This is a genomic window from Streptomyces sp. NPDC001093, from assembly GCF_040298985.1.
In the GTDB taxonomy this organism is placed as follows: Bacteria; Actinomycetota; Actinomycetes; order Streptomycetales; family Streptomycetaceae; genus Streptomyces.
On record NZ_JBEPBF010000017.1, the window covers coordinates 62,847 to 86,491 of the forward strand.

Consider the following 23,645-nt stretch of genomic DNA (forward strand, 5'->3'; position numbering starts at 1 on the left):
CCTCCGGTCGGCTCCGCTGCCGTGGCCCATCCGCGCCCGAGCCCACCCGCGGCGGCGATAGGGTCCGCCGTGTGAGCGAGTACCAGTACTACGAGTTCCAGGCCCTCGACCGGCCGCTCAGCCGCGAGGAACAGGAGCAGCTGAGAGCCATCTCCACCCGGGCCCGGATCACCGCCACCAGCTTCACCAACACCTACGACTGGGGCGACCTGAGCGCCAATCCGCGCAAAATGGTCGAGCGCTACTTCGACGCCCACCTGTACGTGACCAATTGGGGCACCCACCGGCTCATGCTCCGCCTGCCCAAGCAGACCTTGGCCCTGCCGGCGGTGCGGCCGTACTGTCTCGACCACCACATCGAGGCCTGGACCACCCGCACCCACCTCCTGCTCGACCTGACCAGCGAGGACGAGGGCGGCGACTGGATCGAGGGCGCCGACGACTCGCTGTCCGCCCTCATCGGCGTACGCGACGAACTCACCACCGGCGACCTGCGCCCCCTCTACCTGGCCTGGCTCTCAGCGCTCGCCGCCTGGGAACTCGAAGACGACGACGAAGAGGAGTACCGGACCTGCCCCGAACCGCCCGTCCCGGCCGGGCTCGGCGAACTGACCGCCCCGCAGCGGGCGCTCGCGGATTTCCTGCGCGTGGACGACGACCTGCTGGCAGTCGCGGCCCAGGCCAGTCCCGCCGCATCCAAGAAGCCGACCAGGCCTGCGAAGAAGGAACTCGCCCCGCTGATCGCCGCAATGCCCCAGAAGGAGAAGGACGCTCTGCTGCTGCGGCTCGCCCTCGGCCCGGAACCTGGGCTGCACACCGAACTCCTGCACCGCCTGCGCGGCGCCGACGCCCCCACCACGGTCCCCGGGCGCCGGTCCGCCGCCCACCTCCTGGACGCCGCCCACACCCTGCGCACCGAACGCCGGCAGCGCGCCGAACACGAACGGGCCACCGCCCGCGCCCGGCATCTGACCGCTCTCGCAGGCGAGGCCGAATCCGTCTGGCAGCAGATCGAGGCGCACATCGCCACCAAGAAGACCAGCTGCTACGACCAGGCCGTCAGCCTCCTCGCGGAACTGCGCGACGCCTACGCCCACGCCCCACAGCACACCGACTTCCACCAGCGCCTGGCCCGCCTGCGCGAGGACTACCAGCGCCGCCCCGGCCTCATCCACCGCCTCGACCGCCACGGCCTACGATAGGCCGCCTCGTCCCCGGCACCGATCGAGCCGCGTTGCGCCCTCCCCACCTCAGTGAGGCAACGTGAGCGCCTGAACGTGCACGGCCCCAGGGAGCGCTGAGACTCCACGATGATCTCCTTCATCCGGTTCGCAGAGCCCCGGCCGCGAAGGAGTGAGGGTGCTGTGGAAGTCGTAGTCGCGGCTGCCGTACCAGCTGGGCACTGCCCGGTACTGCTTCCATTTGCTGACGCACCGTTCTGCGGTACTGCCCCGGTGGTAAGGGCTCGCAGAGAATCAACATGCTGCTTTGATCCCTGTGAGGCTGCTGTTCGCGAGGAGGGCGGTGACGTCAGCGGGCGTCCGGACCTGGCTGTCTCTGTGTCCGAGCGAGTTGACGGCTGACGATAGGGTCGTCGTGGCTCAAGACGGACTCGTCCTCTGAGACCTCTTTCAGCGCACGCCGACAAGCGGCTGGGCCACCTCCTCCGTACCCGGAAGCCGGCAGCACTCCGCCCCCATCGCCTCGTCCGGTCCCGGCACCCTCGGCCACGGCAGACGCTCTGCGTCTCCTTCCCCGGAAGCGGGTACGAACCGCTCATGCAGCACAACAGCGCGCGCCTGAAGGCAGCGTGGATCTGCCTGCTCATCGTCGGTGCCGGCATCCTCGTCTTCGGTGTCGTCGCCGCGGTCGCACCGGGGGCCGGCGACAAGCAGCTCATGCGGGCCGACGGTGTGGCCGCGACCGGTATGGGCCTGTTCGGTGTGCTGATCACCCTCGTACCGTTCCGCCGCGGGGAACGGTGGGCGTGGTATGCGCAGTGGTACTACCCGGCGTTCTGGATCGCCCACTTGGGGGGAGGACTGCCGCCGGGCAAGGACCATGTCCACCAGGTGGTGTCCATCGTCCTGTCGCTCGCCGGGCTGCTGCTGCCGGTTCGCGACTTCTTCCCCCGCGTGACGACCACCGCCTGACCTGAGTACCTGTCATCGCTCGTGCATGCCCGAGCCGGTGAACGGGTCCGTGGGCGTAATCGCAGGTGTTCTGCCCGCTGTTCGAGCGACGGGGTGAGAGGAGTCCTGCCGGCGGCCCTGTCGCGTCTGATCCTGCGTCTCGCGCGGAAGCACCCGCTGTGAGGACACCGCCAAGTGCCGGCACGCAGCCATCTCCGAGGCGGGCCTCGCGGATACACGAAGTTAACTTCCCGGACTCGGGTGTGAGACCGGTCCGGCCGACGATCGCAATACCTATCAAGCGACAGGTATCTGTCGACCGATCGGAGGTGCGGCGATGAGCCGGCCCGAACTCCCCCTTGCGCAGGACCCTGGCGACGGTGCCACGACCGGCCACCCCCTCTTCGGCTACCAGCAGGAACTCCACCGCGGCGTAGGCAGCTTCGCGTCGTTCGCCGCGGGGTTCTCCTTCGTGTCGATCCTCACCACCGTCTTCCAGCTGTTCGGGCTGGGCTTCGGTCTCGGCGGCGCGGCGTTCTTCTGGACCTGGCCGCTGGTCTTCGCGGGCCAACTGCTCGTCGCACTCTGTTTCGCCGAACTGGCCGCACGTTGGCCCATATCCGGGGCGATCTACCAGTGGTCGAGCCGGCTGGCCGGCACCACGACGGGCTGGTTCGTCGGCTGGATCATGATCATCGGGCAGATACTCACGGTCGCGGCGGCCGCGATCGCGGCACAGGCGGTACTGCCGGGCATCTGGTCCGGGTTCCAGATCGTCGGCGGTCCGGGCGCCGATCCGTCGGTGGGCTCCCCGACCGGCGCGCAGAACGCGGTCCTGCTGGGATGCGTCCTGCTGGTGATCACCACGGTGGTGAACATCCTGGGAATCCGTCAGATGGCCGCCGCCACCAGCTTCGGCGTCACGGTCGAGATCATCGGCGTGCTCGCACTGGTGCTGATTCTGTTCTTCCTGCCCGAGCGTGGTCCGCAGGTGGTGGCCCATCCCACGGGCTGGGCCGGTCACGGCGGCTACTTCGGGGCCTTCCTCGCGTCCTCACTGATGGCGGCGTACGTGATGGTCGGCTTCGACTCGGCGGGCGAGCTGGCGGAGGAGACCCACCGCCCGCGCCGAACCACTCCCCGGACCATCCTGCGGGCCCTGATCACCTCGGGTGTCGGCGGCGCGTTGCTGATCCTTTCGGGGCTGATGGCGGCGCGCAGCCTGACCGACGGAAAACTGGCGGCCGGTGGTCTGTCCTGGGTGCTCACCGACCGGCTCGGCGGGGTTCTGGGCCGCCTGCTGCTGTGCTGCGTGGCGGTCGCTGTGTTCGCCTGCACCCTGGCCGTGCAGACCTCCGGGGCGCGGATGATGTACTCCATGGCGCGCGAAGGCGCCCTGCCCTTCCACCGGCGCCTCGGCAAGGTCTCGGCCCGCACCGGTACGCCGATCACCACGTCGGTGGTGGTGGGCGTCGGCGCCGCGATCGCGCTCGTGGTCAACATCCGCCAGTCGGCGGTCTTCACCGCCCTGTCCAGCCTCTGCATCGCCCTGCTGTACCTGGCCTATCTGGGCGTGACGGTGCCCCTGCTGGTCACCCGGATCCGGCGAAGGGGCAGCGGCGGGCTGCCGACAGGCGTCGACGAGACCGGCCGGCCTCTGTTCTCGCTGGGCCGGTGGGGAGTGGCGGTCAACACGCTCGCCGTGCTCTACCAGGCCGGCATGACGGTCAATCTGATCTGGCCCCGTGCGGAGATCTACGACCTCACCGGCGGCACATGGTGGCTGCGGTGGAGCGCCCCGCTGTTCATCGGGCTCAGCCTCGCCGCCGGTGCCGGCTACTTCCTCCCCCGCCGGCTGCACCGCCGTATCGAGCTGAGGCACGTACCGCACACGCACACCGAGCCGCCCCTGGACGCGCAGGCCGTCGCCGAGCCCGCCTGATGAGCGCCCGTGTGACACGAGGGGACGCATCGATGACGTACCGACGAAGGGACGACGGGACACTCCATGACCCCCACCGAGAGCTCGACGGCCGTACCGCAGCACGGCCGCTACCCGACCGGGCAGGCTCCCGCCCGCGCCCGTGATCTGCACCTGACCGACAGCGTCCGAAGCGCCCGCGACGACGCCCGCGCCCAGGGCGGGCAGGCCGGCGCGTGGATGCCGTACCTTCCGGCGTCGGACAGCCCGTACTGCCCGCCGGGTGTGGACGCGGCCGCCCTGGTGTGGGCGGAGACGGTGGCGCCCGGCGGCTACACGCACAAGGTCCTCGCCCGCGGTACGCGGCTGCGCTTCGACGACCCGAGCGGTGACGCCTGCGCCCACCTGCTGCTCTTCAACGCCCTGGAGCCGGTGGAGCGGCTGAACGTCGCCGACACCCAGAAGGTGCCGTGGCAGGCGTATCCGGGCCAGAACCATCCGCTGCTCTCCGGTGACGGCCGAATCCTGGCGGTGGTCAGCGCCGACTCCTCCGGCCGGCACGACGCCTTCTGCGGCACCACCACCGACGCCTGGAACGAGCGCAAGTACGGTGACGCCCGCCCCGAGGGGCCATCGCCGTCCGGCCGCGGGCTCTTCCTCAAGGCGGCCGCCAAGCACGGTCTGAGCCGGCGCGACCTGCCACCCGGCCTGTCCTTCTTCCAGGGCGTGCGCGTCGAGGCGGACGGCACCCTGGCCTGGCAGGGCAGCGCGGGGGCGGGTACGCATGTCGAACTCGTCGCGGAGATGCCCCTGTTGGTGCTGGTCGCCAATGCCGCCCATCCGCTGGATCCTCGTCCCGGCTATGTGGTCGGCCCACTGCGGGTGCACGCCTGGCGCGGTGCCCCGACCGGCCGAGACGAGCCGCGGTTCACGGCGACTCCGGAACTGCACCGGGCGTACCTCAACACCGTCGACTACTGCGAAGCCCGGGGGTTGTGACATGGCGACCACACGGACCGGGACCAGGCCCGTCAGCTGCCCGACCGCCGCCGGCGGCACGGTCGCCTCCACCGTCCCGGTCGGCGCCGTTCACGCGGAGGGCTCCCCCCTGGACTGGGGTGCGAGCCTGGTCGAAGGCGAAGTCGTCCTGGACGAGACGGTGGCCCCCAATGCGCCCTGGTCGGCGGTGGTGCGGACGGGGCACGTCCTGACGATCGTCGATGTCGGCGGCAACCAGTCGGCCGACTGTCTGCTCTACAACGCCGACGATCCCGAGGAGCGCTACAGCGTCCCCGACACCCTGGCCTGGCAGGGCAACGCCTATGTGCGCACCGGCACCGTGCTGCGCAGCAGCGAGGGCCGCCCGTTGATGACCGTCGTCGCCAACGAGGTCGACCGCCAGGACACCATCGGCGGCGCGTGTGGCAAGGAGTCCAACACCCTTCGCTACGGCCATCATGTGATGTTCCAGCACGGCTGCCGTGAGAACTTCCTCGCCGAGGCAGGGCGGCGTGGCCTCGGGGTGCGGGACATCGTCTCCAACCTCAACTGGTTCATGAACGTGCCCGTCGAGGCGGACGGCGCGCTGGGCATCGTGGACGGCATGTCGGCGCCGGGCCGCCGGGTTGCGGTGCGCGCCGAGACAGACGTGCTGGTGATGGTGTCCAACTGCCCGCAGATGAACAACCCGTGCAACGACTTCAACCCCACTCCGCTGCGGATGATCGTCGTGGAGCCGGCACCGGCCGACGTCGACCCACGGTCCGCGCAAGCCGCTCGCACCGCGAAGGAGGGCGCGTGATCCGCCCCACCGCCGTTCTCGTCGCCAACCGCGGTGAGATAGCCCGCCGTGTGATCCGCACCGCCAGGAGGATGGGCCTGGGCACCGTCGCCGTCTTCTCCGACGCCGACCGGGCCGCCCCGCACGTCCGCGAGGCCGATCACGCGGTCCGCATCGGTCCGGCGCCCGCCCGCGCGTCGTATCTGCGCGGGGAGGCGATCATCGAGGCCGCGCTCGCCCATGGCGCGGACATCATCCACCCCGGCTACGGCTTCCTCTCCGAGAACACCGTCTTCGCCCGTGCCGTGGAGGAGGCCGGTCTGCGTTTCGCGGGACCGACCGCCGACCAGATCACCGCCTTCGGTGAGAAGCACACCGCGCGCGCCCTGGCCAAGGCCGCCGGAGTGCCGCTGCTGGCCGGGACGGAGTTGCTCGCAAGCGCCGAGGAGGCAGTCACCGCGGCCTCCTCGATCGGGCTGCCCGTGATGGTCAAGGCCACCGGCGGTGGCGGCGGCATCGGCATGCAGGCCTGCGCCACCGCCGACGAGGTACGCGGGGCCTTCGCCCGCGTCGCGGCACTCGCGGAGTCCAACTTCGGATCCGCAGGGGTGTTCCTGGAGCGCCTGGTGCGCCCCGCCCGCCATGTCGAGGTGCAGGTCTTCGGCGACGGCACCGGCCGGATCGCCGTCTTCGGCGACCGGGACTGCTCGTTGCAGCGCCGCAACCAGAAGGTGATCGAGGAGGCCCCGGCCCCGGCCCTGCCTCCTCATGTGCGGGCACTGCTGCACGACTCCTCCCGCCGGCTGCTCGCCTCGGTCGGCTACCGGGGCGCGGGGACCGTGGAGTTCGTCTACGACCCCGCGCGCGAGGAGGCCGCCTTCCTGGAGGTCAACACCCGCCTCCAGGTCGAACACCCGGTGACCGAGGAGGCGTACGGCGTCGACCTCGTCGAACTCATGCTCGCCCTGGCCCGCGACGGCGGGGTCGAGGACGCGGTGTTCGAGCGGGAGTGGACGGCCGCCGGGCATGCCGTGGAGGCCCGCGTCTACGCCGAGGACCCCGGCAAGGAGTCGCTGCCGTCCTCGGGCCTGATCACCCGGGCGGCCTTCCCCGGCCAGGGCGCCGACGACATGCCCGGCGTGCGCGTCGACGGCTTTGCCGAAACCGGTCTGGAGGTCTCCCCGTACTACGACCCCATGCTCGCCAAGGTGATCGCGAAGGGCCCCACCCGGGAGGCCGCGTTCGACGTGCTCGGCCAGGCCCTGGCCGCGAGCCGGGTCGACGGCATCGTCACCAACCTGGGCCTGCTGCGCGAGCTGACCTCGCGGGGCGAGGTGCGCGAGGCCGTGCACAGTACCAGCACGCTCGCCACCACGGCCGACCCCGATCCGCGCATCGACGTCCTGGTGCCAGGCGCGATGACCACTGTCCAGGACCTCCCGGGCCGACTCGGCTACTGGCACGTGGGCGTGCCACCGAGCGGCCCCTTCGACGCCGTCTCCTTCGCCGAGGCCAACCTGGCCGTCGGCAACCCGGCCCAGGCGCCTGGCCTGGAGGTCACCGCGGGCGGGCTGACCCTGCGCTTCTCGGCCGCCACCGTGGTCGCCGTCACCGGCGCTCCGGTCCCGGTCACGGTGGACGGCAGCGCGGCAGCCCTGTGGGAGCCGGTCACGGTCGCGGCCGGCGCCACTCTGGCGCTCGGTGCCTGCCGGGGGCCGGGCCTGCGCAGCTATGTGGCCGTCCGGGGCGGCATCGACGTACCCGAATACCTGGGCAGCGCCTCCACGTTCACCCTCGGCGGCTTCGGCGGGCACGCCGGTCGGGCGCTGCGCGCCGGAGACGTACTGCGGCCCGGAACTTCGCCGACCGCCGGCGGCGGCCCCACCCCGCCCGAGCGCCGGCCGGCGATCACCTCGCACTGGCAGATCGGTGTCACCGAAGGGCCGCACGCGGCGCCCGAGTTCTTCACCCGCGAGGACATCGACACCCTCTACGCCACGGACTACAAGGTCCACCACAACTCGGCCCGCACCGGCGTCCGCCTGATCGGTCCCAAGCCGCGGTGGGCCCGCCAGGACGGCGGTGAGGCGGGCCTGCACCCCTCCAACATCCACGACACGCCGTACGCGGTGGGTGCCCTCGACTTCACCGGCGACACACCGATCATCCTGGGCCCCGACGGACCGTCCCTCGGCGGGTTCGTCTGCCCCGCGGTGGTCGCCAGCGGCGAACTGTGGAAGCTCGGCCAGCTCCGCCCCGGCGACACCGTCCGCTTCGTACCGGTCAGGGAAGCCGAGGCGGCCGCCCTCGATGCCCGCCGCTCCTCCCCCACGCTGATCAGCACGGGCGGAGACGGCGACGACGGCGTTCTCGGCCGCCTGGAGGCCACCGATGCCCGCCCCGCCGTCACCTACCGCCGGGACGGCGACGACAACGTCCTGGTCGAGTACGGCCCCATGGTGCTCGACCTCGGCCTGAGGATGCGGGTCCACGCCCTGCAGGAGACCCTCGCCGCGCACACGCCCGACGGCGTCCTCGACGTCACCCCGGGCATCCGCTCCCTCCAGATCCACACCGACGCCCGCCGACTCAAGGCCCGTGACCTCACCGCCCTGCTGCGAGAACTGGAGGGCGAAGTCCCGCCCAGCGACGAACTGGTGGTCCCCTCCCGCACGGTGCGGCTGCCGCTCAGCTGGGACGACCCGGCCACCCGGCTCGCCATCGAGCGGTACATGGCCGGGGTGCGCGATGACGCCCCGTGGTGCCCGTGGAACATCGAGTTCATCCGCCGTGTCAACGGCCTTCGGACCGCGGACGACGTCTACCGCACCGTCTTCGACGCCTCCTACCTGGTGCTCGGCCTCGGCGACGTCTATCTCGGCGCCCCCGTCGCCACCCCGCTCGACCCGCGGCACCGCCTGGTGACCACCAAGTACAACCCGGCCCGCACCTGGACCGCGGAGAACTCCGTCGGCATCGGCGGCGCCTACCTGTGCATCTACGGCATGGAAGGCCCCGGCGGCTACCAGTTCGTCGGCCGCACCGTGCAGATCTGGAACCGGTTCCGCAAGGGCGGCCTCTTCCAGGACTCGCCGTGGGCGCTGCGCTTCTTCGACCGCATCGAGTGGTATCCCGTCACCGCGGAGGAACTGCTCGAACTGCGGGCCGAGACCGACGCCGGGCGCGGTGACTTCCCGACCGAGGAGGGCACCTTCTCGATCGCCGAGTACAACGCCTTCCTCGCCGCGGAGGCCGACTCGATCGCCGCGTTCCGCCGGCGGCAGAGCACCGCCTTCGAAGCTGAGAAGCAACGCTGGCGAGCCGCGGGAGAGTTCGACCGCGACGACGATCCCGAACCCGTGACCGCCACTGCTGCCGTCACCCTGCCGGACGGCGCGGTCCCCGTCACCGCGCCGTTCACCGCCACCGTCTGGCAGATCGCCGCCGCACCGGGCGCCACCATCGCGAGCGGCGATGCGATCCTCTCCCTGGAGGCGATGAAAATGGAGTCGACCGTGAACGCCCCCACCGCCGGGACACTGCTGGAGATCTACGTCAAGCCCGGTGAGCAGGTCGCCCCCGGCCAGATCCTCGCGGCGGTGCGGGCATGAACGCCATGACACCGGCCGCACGCGTCCAGGCCGCCTACGACCGGATCGAGGGCGTCGGCCGGCCCGACATCTGGATCAGCCTCAGGCCACGCGAGGAGGTGCTCGCCGAGGCGGCCGGCATCGACCCGGCGCTGCCGTTGGCCGGCCTGGTGGTGGCCGTCAAGGACAACATCGACGTGGCCGGCCTCCCCACCACCGCGGGCGCCCCGTCGTACGCCTACGAACCGCAGGCCGACGCGCCCGCGGTGGCCCGGCTGCGCGCGGCCGGCGCGGTGGTGCTCGGCAAGACCAACCTGGACCAGTTCGCCACCGGCCTGGTCGGCACCCGCAGCCCCTACGGCGCGGTGCGCAACGCCTGGGACGCGGCCCGCATCTCCGGCGGGTCGTCCTCCGGATCCGCCGTCGCGGTGGCGCTGGGCATCGCCGACATCGCACTAGGTACCGACACGGCCGGCTCCGGGCGGGTGCCCGCCGCCCTCAACGGCATCGTCGGCGTCAAGCCCACCAAGGGTCTGGTGCCCGTGACCGGGGTGGTCCCCGCCTGTTACACGCTCGACTGCGTGACCGTCTTCGCCCGCGACCTGCAACTCGCCCGCACCGCCGCGGAGTTCGTCGAGGGCCCCGATCCGGCCGATCCGCTCTCCCGCACCGGCACCCAGCTCCCGCCGCCCCCCGCGCGCCCGCGGATCGCCGTACCGGCTGGGGAGCATCTGAAGGGCATGGCCGGCGGCTGGCACGAGGCCTTCGACGCTGCCGTCGCCCGCCTGGCGGGCACCGGGGCGGAGATCGTCGAAACCGACATCACCCCGCTGCTTCAGGCCGCGGAACTGCTGTACGGCGGCGCGTTCGTCGCCGAGCGGTACGCCGCCGTGGGCGCGCATCTGGAGAAGCACCGCGACCTGATCGGGGCGGACCTCGATCCGACCGTCGCCGCCATCGTGCTGGCAGGCCGGGAGAAGACCGCCGCCGACTGGGCCACCGACGCCGCCAGGCTCGCCGCGCTCGGCGCCGCCGGACGCGCGGTGCTCGACGGCTGTACGGCTCTCCTGACGCCGACCACCACCTGGCATCCCACCCTCGACGAGGTGGCGGCCGACCCGGTCGGCGCCAACGCCCGGTTGGGACGGTTCACCAACTTCGCCAACCTGCTGGACTGCGCCTCGCTCGCCGTTCCCGCCGGGTTCGTGGACGGCCTGCCGTTCGGCGTGATGTTCACCGGACCGGCCTTCTCCGACCGCGCCCTGGCCGTGCTGGCCGAGCGGTTCGCCAACCCCGGGGTCGACCTGTTCGTGGTCGGCGCCCACCTCACCGGCCAGCCGCTCAATGCCCAGTTGGTGCAAGCCGGCGCCACATTGGTCGGCCCGGCCCGCACCGCAGACGGCTACCGGCTGTACGCCCTGGCCACCGAGCCGCCCAAGCCCGGCCTGCTCCGGGTCACCGAGGGCGGGCGCGACACCGGCGCCGGGGCGGGTCACGCCACGGCGTCAGGCGGCGACGCGCGGACGGGCGTCGAGGGCGAGATCTGGCGGCTGCCCGCTGCCGGGTTCGGGGCGTTCACCGCCGCCGTGCCCGCGCCGATGACCATCGGCACCGTCGAACTGGCCGACGGGCGGCAGGTCTGCGGCTTCCTCGTCGAGCCGTACGCCGTCGAGGGCGCGCCCGACATCACCCGCTTCGGTGGCTGGCGGGCGTACACGGCGTCCGCGTGACCGGAGGCCGCGGGGCGGACACCTGGTGGCAGGATGGGGGCCATGACGACGACGCGTCCCCGTCAAGGCAGGCCCCGGCACACGCCGCCGTCCGACCCCGGCACCTCCGCCCGGGAACAGATCCTCGACGCCGCCGGGGCGCTCTTCGTCGACCATGGGATCACCAGCACCAGCACCCGCATGATCGCCGAGCGGGTCGGCATCAGGCAGGCCTCCCTCTACTACCACTTCGCCACCAAGGAGGAGATCCTCGCCGAGCTGCTGGCGACGTCTGTCCGGCCCAGTCTGCAGATGGTGGACCGGATCCGGGCGCTGGTGCCCGAGCGGGCGAATCCGGCCGCCGCGCTGTACGCCGTTGCCGCGATGGACGTACGCACCCTCTCCCGCACTCCGTACAACATCGGCACGCTCTATCTGCTGCCGGAAGTGCGAGCCGAGCGGTTCAACGCCTTCCGGACCGAGCGAGGCCGTCTGCAGTCGAGCTACGGCACGCTGGGCGCCCTGGCGGCGACCGAGGACGTCGCGCGCGGCCTGCCCGCCGAGCGGCTCGGTGAACTGCTGATCCAGCTGGTGGAGGTCGTCATCCAGATACGGCGCTCCCGTGAGCCGGACGCGGCTGACACCGAGGCCATCGCGTCGTCGTGCCTGCGCCTGTGCGGGCTCGGAGAGGCGGCGGCGGCCGCCGCCCGGGAGGAGGGCCGAACGCTGCTGAGCAGCCTGGACTGACCGCCGGCCCACCGCACGCCCTCCAGTGCCGCTGTGCAGCAGCTCAGCCTTCACCAGGCCCTCGGTGGACGCGCAGTGCCTCGTCCCGCTCGAGCGGGAGCCGAAAGAGCGTTCCCGGATCGGCACATGTTGCCACCGCCTCGGGCGCCGCTTCGGTGGCCGCGAGTGTCCACGCATGCCGGCGGCCGGCGCAAGGAGTCCCACTGAAGCCACGACCGTCCCGGCTACCGGTGCCGCCACGGCCACACCAGCGCCACCCGCGCCCCGACCCCCGTCGCACTCCCCACGCCTACCTGCGCGAAGACCAGGTACTGCGGCATCTGCCCGCCCTGGCACCCGCGCCTCACAGGCCACAAGATCGTCCCGGCCGGGCTGCCGTGACCAGGGACGCAATGCAGCTGCCCACACCGGCCCAGGCGACCGCTCATCTCCGCAGCGAGGCGATCTCGCGGACGGCCAGCCTGTGACGGGGCTGGCGAGTGGCAGCCCGCACTGAAGAGCGGAATCTGTTGGTACTCCTGCGCGCCAGTCGCGCCACGTCAGGCGCCACACATCGCCTGGCAGAACCGCCGTTGGCGCAGATCACGCCAGCGGGAAAGGAAGATCATGAAGAAGCTCACGAAGCGCATCGCCCTCACTGTCTCCTCCATTGCCGTCGCCGGTGTCACCGTCCTCGGTGCCGCGGGCACCGCTTCGGCCGCGCCGCTTGCATCCACGCACGCCCAGCGCCCTGCCGAAGGGGGCGTGGCCGGTGATTACAGCTGGGACCACGGTGTCGGCTACCTGCTCGAGCAGGGCTACTCCTGCGACGAGATCCGCGGCTGGCACAAGGACCACCACGGCACCGATGCGACCCGGCACGACTGCGACGGTCTCTCCTACCGCGATGGTCGCTTCTACCGCTGGGAGGGCGCGGGACACGGCCGGTAGTTGGACCGGTCGTACGACCACGACCGGAACCACCTCGAGCACGACGGCCGCAACAGAGACCACTACGACCTGAGCCGTGACGGCCGGTGAGACGGCTACCGGCCGAGGTCGTGAGGACGGGCTTCGAGTGCCGCGCCACTCATCGCGCGATGCGCCCGTGCCGTCCGGCGCCCGCGGCCTGCTGCACCGCCTCCGCCCGCGCTGCCTCTTCGCCACAGGCCGGAGCGAGGCGCCGCCGAGCCACGCCCAGGGTCGGAAGTCGATGAAGAAGTCCTTGAAGGCCGTAGAGCGGCGGATGGCCGTACAGCTGGCCCTCTCGCGCGCCTCGTCAGTGCCCCTCTGCGTGTGTCTCCGGTATGAGCCCACTGATCCCTATGTCGTCCGTGCCGTCTTCTTCGCCGACTGTGACGAGCCGGTCGAATGGGTTCTGGGGCGGGAACTTCTGGCTGATGGCCTGAAGGGTTGCGCAGGCTGTGCGGACGTCCGGATCTGGTCGGCCGTGGGGCGCGGTGACCAGTGGATGTACCGAGTCCGCACACATGGACTGGCATGCCGAACCGGCGCACCTGCTCCCCACGGCTGACCGCCGACCATCCATGCTCTGACCAGCTTCGTATCGACACCCTGCGCAGCCTCGGGCGCTCTCCGTCTACGAGAAGGACTGGGCCCAGCACATTCCCGGTATGTTCAAGCACCGGATCACCACACACAGCGTCTGGACGTGCCCGCGGCGCCCGGAAGCGGGACTCACCGGATGTATCGCCGAGTGCTGACGCCCACCGGGACTCACCCATGCGCTGACAGTCGGCCTGCGACGAGTGACGCGGACGAAGGACCGGCATCCGGCGTGCGCAACTCGGCAAAAGCGCGCGTCAGTCGGCAGCGGCCATGGACGAAGTCGGTGGGATCGGCAGTAGCAGTCGGTTCGTATCCCGAGCGGCGGCCACGCGGGATGTGGTCACTACAGCCAGAGCACTCTCGGGCGCGGTGAGCGGCTCGACGGGCGTTGCGGATCGACCCCAGCGAGGCCACCAGCACGTCGGCGTCACCGGTGGACCCGTCCGAAAGCTCGGCACGCCGCACATGTCCGGCGGCGTCGCCCTCAAGCGACGACACGCCCAACCCGCAGCGCAGGTCCACCCCGTGGTCGCGCTGCATCTGCGCTGCGATCTCCCCGATCACCCCACCGAGCGCGCCGACCAGTGGCGCCGAACCCCGCTCGACCACGGTCACCAGCGCGGATGAATGGCGGCGGTGGGCGGGGCCGGCCGGCCTCGGCGTGTCAGGCGACATCCGCCATGTGCGCGGCCTCGGCCGCCCGTACGGCGTCCGCCGACGCCTGGGTGCGCGCCGTCCACTGGCCGTGGGCCCACATCAGCAGGCCGGCCAGCGGCAGCACCGTCCCGAAGGCACAGACGCCGGACCATCCGTAGGCGGTGTGCAGTGCGCCGGCGACGGCGGAGGAGGTCGCGCCGCCGACGAAGACGGTAGTCATGAAGACGGTGTTGATCCGGGCTCGGGCATCGGCGCGCAGGGCGTAGATCTCGGCCTGGCTCAGCACCTGGTGGCACTGCACGGCGAAGTCCAGCAGCACCGCGGCAACAGCGAGCAGCGCCACGCTGCCGTGCCCGAGCGCGGCGAGCACGAACGCGCACGAGGCGAGCAGCAGCGCGACGCCGCTGGCGGCTCGGCCGTGCCCACGATCGGCGATCCGCCCGGCGACCGGCGCGGCGGCAGCACCGCCGGCACCGACCAGCGCGAACAGGGCGATCTGGACCTGGCCGAAGTGGTGCTCGTCGATGAGCTCGTAGGCGATGGCCGTCCAGAACGTGGTGAACGCGCCGAACATCGTCGCCTGGCACAGGGCCCGGCGACGCAGCACGGGCTCGCTGCGCACCAGCCCGCCCAGGCTGGCCAACAGCGCGACGTAGCCGGCCGCGTGGTCCGGCGCGCGCTGCGGCAGCAGCCGGCGCAGGACGACGGCCAGGGCGAGCATCACGACCGCGGAGATCACGTAGATCGCACGCCAGCCGAGCAGGTCAGCGACCAGGCTCGACACCGTCCGCGCGAGCAGGATGCCGGTCAGCAGACCGCTCATGACCCGGCCGACGACCTTGCCACGCTGGTCGGCTGGGGCCAGGTGAGCCGCCAACGGCACGAGGACCTGCGCGACCACGGACGTGGTCCCCACCAGCACCGAGACGGCGAGGAACATCCCGAACACCGGGCTCGCTGCGGCGAGCAGCAGCGCGGTCGCCGTCACGAGCAGCGTCCGCGTCGCGAGCCTGCGGTTCTCGACCAGGTCGCCGAGCGGCAGCACGAACAGCAGGCCGAGGGCGTACCCGGTCTGGGTCAGTGTCACCACGGTCGTGGCCGCGCCCTGGCTGACGTCGAAGGAGCGGGCGACGAGGTCGAGCAGCGGCTGCGCGTAGTAGAGGTTGGCGACGGTCAGCCCGCAGGCCACCGCCAGTACCAGGGTCAGTGCGGGACTCATCCGCCGCGGTGCGGCCTTCTCGGGCACACCCACCAACTGACGCATATCTGTTCACCTTCCGGACGTTGTTCCGGAAGCAACGCTAGGAAGGCGGCGGCCGACGAAGAAGGGTGTGTTGCACCCCCTCCCAGCCAGGGTGCGACACACCCAGGCTCTCCCCCTGAAGGCGGCGGTACCGTTGCGGGTATGACGAGGGCGAACGAGCTCGGCAACTTCCTGCGCGCCCGTCGCGACCTGGTCTCGCCGGAGCGGGCGGGCCTGCCGTCGCACACCTCCCGCCGGGTCAAGGGCCTGCGACGGGAGGAGGTCGCGCTGCTCGCCGGGGTCAGCACCGACTACTACACCCGCCTCGAGCAGGGCCGCGAACGGCATCCCTCGGAGCAGGTGCTCGGTGCCGTCGCCCGCGCCCTGCACCTCGACGACGACGCCGCCGCGCACCTGTTCCGGCTGGCCCAGCCCGCGCCGCGAACCGCCGCCGGCCCGGTGACCACCGTCAGCCCCGAGCTGCGGCGGCTGATGGACCACTTCCTGGACCTGCCGGCCTGCATCGTCGGCCCGGCACTGGACATCCTGGCCGCCAACCACTCCGCCGGGCAGCTCTTCAGCGGCTTCGCCCGGATGGACAACCAGCTGCGAATGCTGTTCCTCGACCCGGCCGGCCGCCGGTTCTACCGGGACTGGGACCGCGCCGCCCGCGGCCTGGTCAGCAGCCTACGCGCGCAGGCTGCCCCCTTTCCTGATGACCCGCGCGTCGCCCAGGTCATCGGTGAACTCTCGTTGCGCAGTCCGGCCTTCGCCGACCTGTGGGCCCGGTACGACGTCCGGCCGTGCACCAGCGACGACAAACCGCTGTGGCACCCGCAGGTCGGCGAGATGTACCTGCACTACGAGGCGTTCACCGTCGCCAGCGCCCCCGGCCAGCGACTGCTGGTCTACTCGGCTGAACCCGGCACCCCCAGCGCCGACGCCCTCGTCCTGCTGCGCGCTCTCGCCGACGACCCCCGCCCCGGCCGGCCCGCACGAACGGCAGCCAAGGCACCCACCGCGCGCACAACCTGATGACGGAGGGAAAGCTCCTCGCCTGAACTGCGGCCGGTCGGCCCGGAGCCCCCCGGTCGCCATCGATCACCGGGGCTGACGCCTACAACCGCCTGGAGTCGACCGTGGCGGGGCGGCAGGTCGTGAACGAAGACGTGGTCAACCTCCCCAACTGGCTCTTTCTCCGGTTCCGGGCGCGCCGCACGGACGGGACGTGGAGCCCGTGGTTCTCCCCCGGCACGCACACCCTCCTGGACCACCGGCACACCCTGGATCTGCGCCGAGGCACACTCGCACGGTCCTCCCGCCACCGGAACGACGAACTGGGTGTGCTCAACGTCGAGCAGACCCGCCTGGTGCACATGGAGGACCCGCACCTGGCCGCACTGCGGACGGTATTCACGGCCGAAGACTGGACCGGGCAGATCGAGATCGAAAGCTCTCTCGACGGTGATGTGATCAACGGCAATGTGCACCGCTACCGCGCCCTCGACCGCCACCACCTGAACCACGTGCGAACCGGCGCGCAGGAACCCCACACCATCTGGCTGTGCTGCCGCACCAGCACATCGGACATCACCGTCGCCCTGGCCGCCCGGACGACGGTCCGCGCGGACGAGGCTCCCGTCTCATCAGTGCTCCGGCCCACCCGCCACCGCGCCGTCCACCGTCTGGTCGTCCCGATCTCCCGCGGCAGGCCCGTCACCGTGGACAAGACGGTGGCACTGCACACCTCGCGGGACACAGCGATCAGCGATGCCCTCGGCGAGGCCGTCGAGCGGGTGTCCGTGGCGGCGGACTTTCCGGCCTTGTTCGACTCCCATGTCGCGGCCTGGGAGCGGCTGTGGCGACGCACGGACGTACAGGTGCCCGGAGAGGCCGGCCGCATCCTGCGCTTCCATCTCTTCCACGTCCTGCAGACGCTGTCACCGCACACGGCGGAGCTGGATGTAGGCGTGCCTGCCCGGGGTCTGCACGGCGAGGCGTACCGGGGTCATGTGTTCTGGGACGAGCTCTTCGTCCTCCCCTATCTGAACCTGCACCTTCCGGAGGTGTCCCGGGCGCTGCTGAATTATCGCCACCGACGCCTCCCCCGGGCCTGCGCGGCGGCGAGCGCGGCCGGCAGGGCCGGGGCGATGTATCCGTGGCAGAGCGGCTGCAACGGGCGCGAGGAGTCCCAGGAATGGCATCTCAACCCCGCCTCGGGCCGCTGGCTGTCGGACCACTCGCGCCTCCAGCACCACGTGGGTTCGGCGATCGCCTACAACGTCTGGCAGTACTGCGAGGCCACCGGCGACACGGAGTACCTGCACACCAAAGGCGCGGAAATGCTGCTGCAGATCGCCCGCTTCTGGGCGGACCTGGCGGTCTTCGACCATGAGACGCGCCGCTACCGGATCCGCGGTGTCGTCGGCCCCGACGAGTACCACGACGGCTATCCCGGTGCCGCGAAGCCCGGGCTGGACGACAACGCGTACACCAACGTCATGGCCGCCTGGGTCCTCACCCGCACTCTGGTGCTCGTGCGGCGCCTTCCCGCATGGCGGCGTGAGGAACTGTTCCAGCGGGTCCGGCTGAGCGCCGACGTCCTGCCGGAGTGGGAGGAGGTCTCCAGACGCCTGCGGGTGCCCTTCCACCAAGGCGTCATCAGCCAGTTCGAGGGCTACGACGACCTCGCCGAACTCGACTGGGGCGCCTACCGCGCACGCTACGGCACCATCCGGCGGCTGGACCGCGTGCTCGAGGCCGAGGGCGACACGGTCAACCGCTACAAGGCGTCCAAGCAGGCCGATGTCCTCATGCTCGGCTACCTGTTCTCGCCCACGGAACTGCGTGCTCTGTTCCGGCGTCTCGGATACCACCTGGACGACGAGATCTGGCGCAGCACCGTCGACTACTACCTCCAGCGCACCAGCCACGGCTCGACCCTCAGCGAACTCGTCCACGGCCTGGTCCTCGCCAGAGCCAGACGTGCCGACGCATGGCAGTACGTCCACGAAGCCCTGGAGGCGGACATCGCCGACATCCAGGGCGGCACCACGGGCGAAGGGATCCACCTCGGTGCCATGGCCGGAACCCTCGACCTGATCCAGCGCGGCCTGACGGGACTGGAAACACGCGAGGACGCCCTCTGGCTGGACCCGGTGCCTCTCCCAGCGCTGTCCGAGTACGGATTCCCGCTCCACTATCGCGGTCACTGGGGTGTCGGCGTGCGCCGCCGAAGCGGGCAACTGGAGATCGCCGTACCCGACTCGGAAGAGTCGGCGATCCGCGTGGTGCTGGCCGACCGAGCAGTGACCATCGCCCCGGGGGAGACGTGCACGCTCCTTCTGCCGAACGACTGACGCTGCGGCGGTCGCCGGCTCGGCCACCATTAGGATCTCCACTCGCAGTTCGTTCTCCGGTGGCTACGGGCCGGGGCTGCCGCGTCGTTCCGAGTGGCGTGGCGGGGAGCCCGACGTACCGGTATGGAGGGTGATGGCGAGCCAGCACGCCCAACCGACGGGTTGCAGGGCCCAATAGCTGACGGCGCGGTACAAGAGCGTCGCGGCGATCGCCGGGCCGGGCCGGAGACCGTACAGCACGAGCAGTGCGGACAGGCTCGTCTCCACGATGCCGAGGCTGCCCGGGGTCAGGCGCAGGCTGCCGGGGATCTGGGTGAGGACGTAGGCGAGCAGCAGGCTGTGCCAGGGCACGCCGATGCCGAGCGCCCACAGGCTGGCAGCCAGACAAGCGACGTCGAAGACCCAGTTCAGCAGCGCGAACGCGAACGGTCGAAGCCAGGGCCGCAGGCCGGGTTGCAGACCGCGGGCCTGTGCGACCAGCCGGGCGAGTGCCTCCTGACCTTGCTGGATGCGGCGTGAGCGCGTCCCGGCACTCGTCCAGACTCGTCCCGCCGCATGGCGGAAGCCCGAGAAGCGGGATGCCCCGACGACGGCCAAGGCGATCCCCAGGAGCACCAGCGCACCGGCCACGGGAAGCAGAACGGTGCGCAGCCCCGCCGGTCCCGCCGCGACCACGCCGGCGACGAGCAGGACGGCCAGACCGAGTACCGCCAGCGCACCGGCCACCACCAGCACGGCGGCCGCGAGTACCTGCTCCACGCCCCTGCGGCGCAGTTGCCGGAAGACCCAGGCGGCCGAGAACGCCGCCCCTCCGGGCAAGGCACCCGCGACGGCGTTGGCGGCCACCACGATCGCCGTCGTGCGCCGCAGGCTCCAGCAGGTCCCGCCCGCCCCGAGCAGCCAGCGGTACATGGCGGCGAAACACACGATCGACAGCACCTGGCACACCACGGCGCCCGCCATCGGTAGCGGATGCACTCCCGCGATGAGGTGGTAGGCCTGCGCCAGTTCACGCCGCCGCAGGATTGCGATGAGGACCACGGCCGCCGCGAGGAGAACGGCCACCGACCACCACAGCGGGCCTGGTCGCGCGGGACGTCCCTCCGCCCACCGGGCACCGCCCACCGCTTCGGGCTCCTGCCGCCCGGACATCGGCCATCACTCCCGCCAGGCAGCGTGAGGGTTCGGATGCCGAAGGTACGCGACGACTCGGGCCGGCACAGCGCGCCTCGCCGCGGTCACCCGGCACCGCGGTCCCGGTCCCCCGGGCTCTTCCCTGACGTACCCGATGGATCACAGACGCGTCCTCAACATCGCCACACTGATCACCAGGCGCCGAACACGCCCCACCGCATCCATACGGTGCCGACGGCCCCAGCGGTCGATCGCGTGGCAGACGGGAGCGCACAGCACTCCGTCGGAGACATCCAGTCCGCTGTCACAGCCATTCCGTGCGCGGTTCGCTGCCCAAGCCGAGAACGACGAAATCCGCGTGGAGCACCCATGGAAGAAGTTGCCGTGCCGGAACCGGCTGATCCACGCACGAAGCTCTCCTGCCGGCTTCCTCGCCGCAGTCGGCCGGCACCGGCTCCCCGGCCCACCGGTGTCTCGAGGTCCGACATTCCGATCTCCAGGTGACCGCCTGGCTCAGGATCTGGACACCATGGCCGCACGGATGAGCCTGGTCGCGCCGCTCTCCGCATCTACTGGGCACGGTCGTGGATCACAATCCGCCACCTGCGCCCGGGACTCCGGCTTCATTCCCGAAGTCGCCAGGCCCCGTGGCAGGAGCACGGCGCCCGCCGCGCCGTCAACCAGTGCCCGGCCTGGCCATGCGTCTCCAGCATCGCGTGTGACTCCTCCCGTGAAGACAACCTGCGCCTACCTGCTGTGCGGGGCAGGTAAGTCCGAACTCGCACTGATGCTGTGCGTGGTGAAGGAGCGCGGTTCTGCCAATCGCCCGCCTCTGGGTCAATGTGGTCGATATCGTCGACCGATACCGGCCGATACGTCACACTGAGCGGCGGAGGGGGACGGGCGCGGCGGCGGTGCGGCGGCGCGCCATTCCGGAGTACGCGCTGCCTTGGGGAAGGCGGTGTCGGGATCAGCAGGGGGACGCGTGACACAGTCGCTGCCGGGACAACGTCCTGCCCACGAGCAGGGGTTCACTGGCCGTGCGGGGCTTCCTGTCGTCGTGGTCGGGGCGGGTCCGTACGGTCTGTCGGTGGCCGCGCATCTTCGGGCGGCCGGGGTACCGGTCCGCATCTTCGGTGAGGTGATGGGCAGTTGGCGGCACGCCATGGCCACGGGCATGTTCTTGAAATCGACTCCGGACGCGACCGACCTCTCCGCACCGGAGCCCGGTGGGCGCCTCGCGGACTTCCGCCGGATGCACGGTGAGCCGGAGCTGACCGAGCTGACGCCGATCCCGTGCGACGTGTTCGTGCGGTACGGGATGTGGTTCCAGAAGCGGTACGTCGGCGAGGTGGACCCGGGCCGGGTCGTGACCGTCGAACGGGCCCCGGCAGGTCGAGGGTTCCTCGTCCGGCTGGATGACGGACAGGAACTGCCGGCCGCCGCCGTCGTGGTGGCGACCGGCCTGAACGGGCTCGCCGAGATCCCCGAGGAACTGCGGGCTCTCGCCCCCGAGGGACCTGGTCCGGCTGCCCTGGTCTCGCACACCAGCCACCACACCGACCTGTCTCCTTATGCCGGTCAGCGCGTCGCCGTGGTCGGCGGTGGCCAGTCCGCCCTGGAGAGCGCCGCGTTGCTGCACGAGGCCGGCGCCGAGGTACAGGTGCTGGTGCGGGGACCGCGCGTGCTGTGGGGGACGAAGCCGGATCTGGCCCGGCCCTGGACACAGCGGGTGGCCAGGCCGGCTTCGCCCCTGGGTACGGGATGGGTCCTGGCCGCCGTCTGCAAAGCCCCGGGAGGAGTACGCAGGTTTCCCGCGGCCGCGCGCATGCTGCTCTTCCGCCGCGCGTTGGGACCGTCGGGCGGATGGTGGCTGCGGGACCGGGTCGAGAACATGGTGCCGGTCCGTACGTCCACCCGCGTCACCCGGGCGGAAGCGGAGGGTACCGGAGTACGCCTGGAACTCTCCGGGCAGGGCGGGGCGGAGACGACGCTCACCGTGGATCACGTTCTCGCGGCCACTGGCTATCGCCTCGACCTGGACGCGGTCCCGTTCCTGGCGCCCGCGGTGCGCGCCACCCTGGCCTGCGTCCGCGGCTCGAAGGCACCCCAGTTGTCCGCATCGCTCGAGTCGTCAGTGCCGGGCCTGTACTTCACCGGTTCGCTCGCCGCCCCGATGTTCGGCCCAATGATGCGGTTCGTAGCAGGGACGGAGTTCGTCGCCAGGCGCATCACCCGGCACGCCTCCCGGCTCTCCGTTCCCGGCTGATCGACGGCGCCGAGAGCGAGACACGCCGTACCGTCGGGTCAGCGAAAGGCGGAACCCCTCGCACAACCAGCGTTCACGAGCCGGGCGTCACGATGCCTGTCGTGCCGTGAGGCGCCGACGTGCGCCGTAGGCCGCCGCTCCGAGGGCGAGCACCGCCGCTCCCCACGCCACCGATGTCGCGGGCAGGGTGAAGGCCAGGACCAGGCAGCCGGCCAGCCCGACCGTGGGGATGACGCGCGGCGGCTGGTTCTCCTCCTGGGTCAGGGTCCAGGCGGAGGCGTTCGCCACGGCGTAGTAGGCGAGCACGCCGAAGGACGAGAAGCCGATCGCGCCGCGCACGTCCGTGGTGGCGGCCAGGACCACCACCACGGCGCCCACCAGCAACTCCGCTCGATGGGGCACCTTGAACCGTGGATGCACGGCGGACAGAGCATGAGGCAGGTGACGGTCCCGGGACATGGCCAGCGTGGTCCGCGAGACACCCAGGATCAGCGCGAGCAACGACCCAAGTGCCGCCACCGCCGCCCCAACCCGAACCACCGGGACCAGCCCCGGCACCCCGGCCCGCCGTACTGCCTCGGCCAGCGGCGCGCTCTCCCGCGCCAACCCGTCCGGGCCGAGGACGGCCAGCACGGACACGGCGACCGCCGCGTACACGATCAGCGTGATCCCCAGGGCCAGGGGAATGGCCCGAGGGATCGTGCGGGCCGGGTGCTTCACCTCTTCGCCCAGGGTCGCGATCCGCGCGTACCCGGCGAAGGCGAAGAACAGAAGCCCAGCCGCCTGCAACGCCCCGGTGACGGAGGCGTCCGATCCGATGTCCAGCCGCCCGGTCTGTGCAGTCCTGGAGGTCAGGCAGGCCACCACCACGGCTGCCAGCACGGTCAGGACCACGGCGACGATCGCCCGCGTCAGCCACGCGGCCTTCTGCACACCCACGTAGTTGACGGCGGTCAGCGCCACCACGGCAGCCACCGCGACGGCGTGCGCCTGGGCCGGCCACACATATGACCCCACGGTGAGTGCCATCGCCGCGCACGAGGCGGTCTTGCCGACCACGAAGCCCCATCCGGCGAGGTAGCCCCAGAACTCGCCCAGCCGCTCACGGCCGTACACGTACGTCCCACCGGACTGCGGGTAACGTGCCGCCAGCCTGGCCGATGACGTGGCGTTGCAGTAGGCCACCACGGCGGCGACGGCCAGCCCCACGAGCAGTCCCGAGCCCGCCGCCCGCGCGGCCGGCGCCAGGGCGGCGAAGACCCCCGCACCGATCATCGAGCCCAGCCCGATGACGACGGCATCGAAGACGCCCAGCCTCCGCTCCAGCACAGCAGTTCCACCGCCCTGCGACGCCTGACTCACTCCACACCACCATCTGCCGACATCCGGGACCGCGAGACGATACCTGTCGGGGATGAACAGCAGGTCGCGCGCGTCGTGCTCCTAGCCGGACACGAGTCGGCCGGGCATGGTGCTGCTGACCTGTCTGCTCCTGCTGACCGTGGCAGCGGCCGCATGTGCCTGCCGGCTTTACGCTTCCAGTCCCCGGCCGGTGT

At 71.4% G+C, this 23,645-nt stretch carries 16 protein-coding genes and 1 pseudogene; 13 read left to right on the forward strand and 4 right to left on the reverse strand.

All coding sequences use genetic code 11. The features are described from left to right. Positions 1–71 precede the first annotated feature (71 nt). The 10 genes from ABT288_RS11525 to ABT288_RS11570 all read left to right on the forward strand — a co-directional run bounded on the left by ABT288_RS11525 (position 72) and on the right by ABT288_RS11570 (position 13,392). A complete protein-coding gene (locus ABT288_RS11525; protein WP_351605331.1) occupies positions 72–1,202 on the forward strand; it encodes a hypothetical protein in 1,131 nt (376 codons plus the stop codon). 576 nt (positions 1,203–1,778) lie between these two features. Further along, positions 1,779–2,153 (forward strand): hypothetical protein, encoded by a 375-nt coding sequence (locus ABT288_RS11530; protein WP_351605334.1) that lies wholly within the window; start codon positions 1,779–1,781, stop codon positions 2,151–2,153. Positions 2,154–2,469: 316 nt separating this feature from the next. Next, positions 2,470–4,074, forward strand: coding sequence for an amino acid permease (locus tag ABT288_RS11535; RefSeq protein ID WP_351605336.1), 1,605 nt, complete (start codon positions 2,470–2,472; stop codon positions 4,072–4,074). Positions 4,075–4,140: 66 nt separating this feature from the next. Continuing rightward, entirely contained in the window at positions 4,141–5,052 is a 912-nt protein-coding gene (locus ABT288_RS11540) for an urea amidolyase associated protein UAAP1 (RefSeq protein WP_351605338.1), read from the forward strand. 1 nt (position 5,053) lies between these two features. Next, positions 5,054–5,854, forward strand: a complete 801-nt coding sequence (locus ABT288_RS11545) for an urea amidolyase associated protein UAAP2 (protein WP_351605341.1) — start codon at positions 5,054–5,056, stop codon at positions 5,852–5,854. Next, a complete protein-coding gene (gene uca / locus ABT288_RS11550) occupies positions 5,851–9,444 on the forward strand; it encodes an urea carboxylase (RefSeq protein WP_351605344.1) in 3,594 nt (1,197 codons plus the stop codon). Before ABT288_RS11545 ends, uca begins: the two co-directional genes overlap by 4 nt. Before the next feature lie 5 nt (positions 9,445–9,449). Continuing rightward, positions 9,450–11,153 carry an allophanate hydrolase gene (locus tag ABT288_RS11555; protein WP_351605425.1) on the forward strand — a complete coding sequence of 568 codons (1,704 nt, stop codon included), beginning with the start codon at positions 9,450–9,452 and terminating at the stop codon, positions 11,151–11,153. A gap of 42 nt (positions 11,154–11,195) precedes the next feature. Then, on the forward strand, positions 11,196–11,879 hold the full coding sequence (locus ABT288_RS11560; RefSeq protein ID WP_351605346.1) for a TetR/AcrR family transcriptional regulator: 684 nt from the start codon (positions 11,196–11,198) through the stop codon (positions 11,877–11,879). A gap of 606 nt (positions 11,880–12,485) precedes the next feature. After that, on the forward strand, positions 12,486–12,809 hold the full coding sequence (locus ABT288_RS11565; RefSeq protein ID WP_351605348.1) for a hypothetical protein: 324 nt from the start codon (positions 12,486–12,488) through the stop codon (positions 12,807–12,809). 295 nt (positions 12,810–13,104) lie between these two features. Beyond that, entirely contained in the window at positions 13,105–13,392 is a 288-nt protein-coding gene (locus ABT288_RS11570; protein WP_351605428.1) for an SsgA family sporulation/cell division regulator, read from the forward strand. Positions 13,393–13,814: 422 nt separating this feature from the next. Here ABT288_RS11570 and ABT288_RS11575 read toward each other — a convergent pair. Next, positions 13,815–14,042 (reverse strand): annotated as a pseudogene (locus ABT288_RS11575) (FAD-dependent oxidoreductase); the annotation flags it as partial. 49 nt (positions 14,043–14,091) lie between these two features. Then, positions 14,092–15,348, reverse strand: a complete 1,257-nt coding sequence (locus ABT288_RS11580) for an MFS transporter (protein ID WP_351605351.1) — start codon at positions 15,346–15,348, stop codon at positions 14,092–14,094. 141 nt (positions 15,349–15,489) lie between these two features. Here ABT288_RS11580 and ABT288_RS11585 point away from each other — a divergent pair, with 141 nt between their 5' ends. After that, on the forward strand, positions 15,490–16,362 hold the full coding sequence (locus tag ABT288_RS11585) for a helix-turn-helix domain-containing protein (protein ID WP_351605353.1): 873 nt from the start codon (positions 15,490–15,492) through the stop codon (positions 16,360–16,362). Positions 16,363–16,427: 65 nt separating this feature from the next. Further along, complete coding sequence (locus ABT288_RS11590; protein WP_351605429.1) at positions 16,428–18,686, forward strand: glycoside hydrolase family 65 protein; 2,259 nt, start codon at positions 16,428–16,430, stop codon at positions 18,684–18,686. Positions 18,687–18,749: 63 nt separating this feature from the next. Here the strand turns inward: ABT288_RS11590 and ABT288_RS11595 are convergent, their stop codons facing one another. Continuing rightward, entirely contained in the window at positions 18,750–19,838 is a 1,089-nt protein-coding gene (locus ABT288_RS11595; protein ID WP_351605356.1) for a lysylphosphatidylglycerol synthase transmembrane domain-containing protein, read from the reverse strand. 1,042 nt (positions 19,839–20,880) lie between these two features. On the opposite strand from ABT288_RS11595, the gene ABT288_RS11600 reads away from it, so the two are divergent. Next, positions 20,881–22,089, forward strand: a complete 1,209-nt coding sequence (locus ABT288_RS11600) for an FAD-dependent oxidoreductase (protein ID WP_351605358.1) — start codon at positions 20,881–20,883, stop codon at positions 22,087–22,089. A gap of 87 nt (positions 22,090–22,176) precedes the next feature. Here ABT288_RS11600 and ABT288_RS11605 read toward each other — a convergent pair whose 3' ends face one another. Next, entirely contained in the window at positions 22,177–23,418 is a 1,242-nt protein-coding gene (locus ABT288_RS11605; protein WP_351605361.1) for an APC family permease, read from the reverse strand. Positions 23,419–23,645 lie beyond the last annotated feature (227 nt).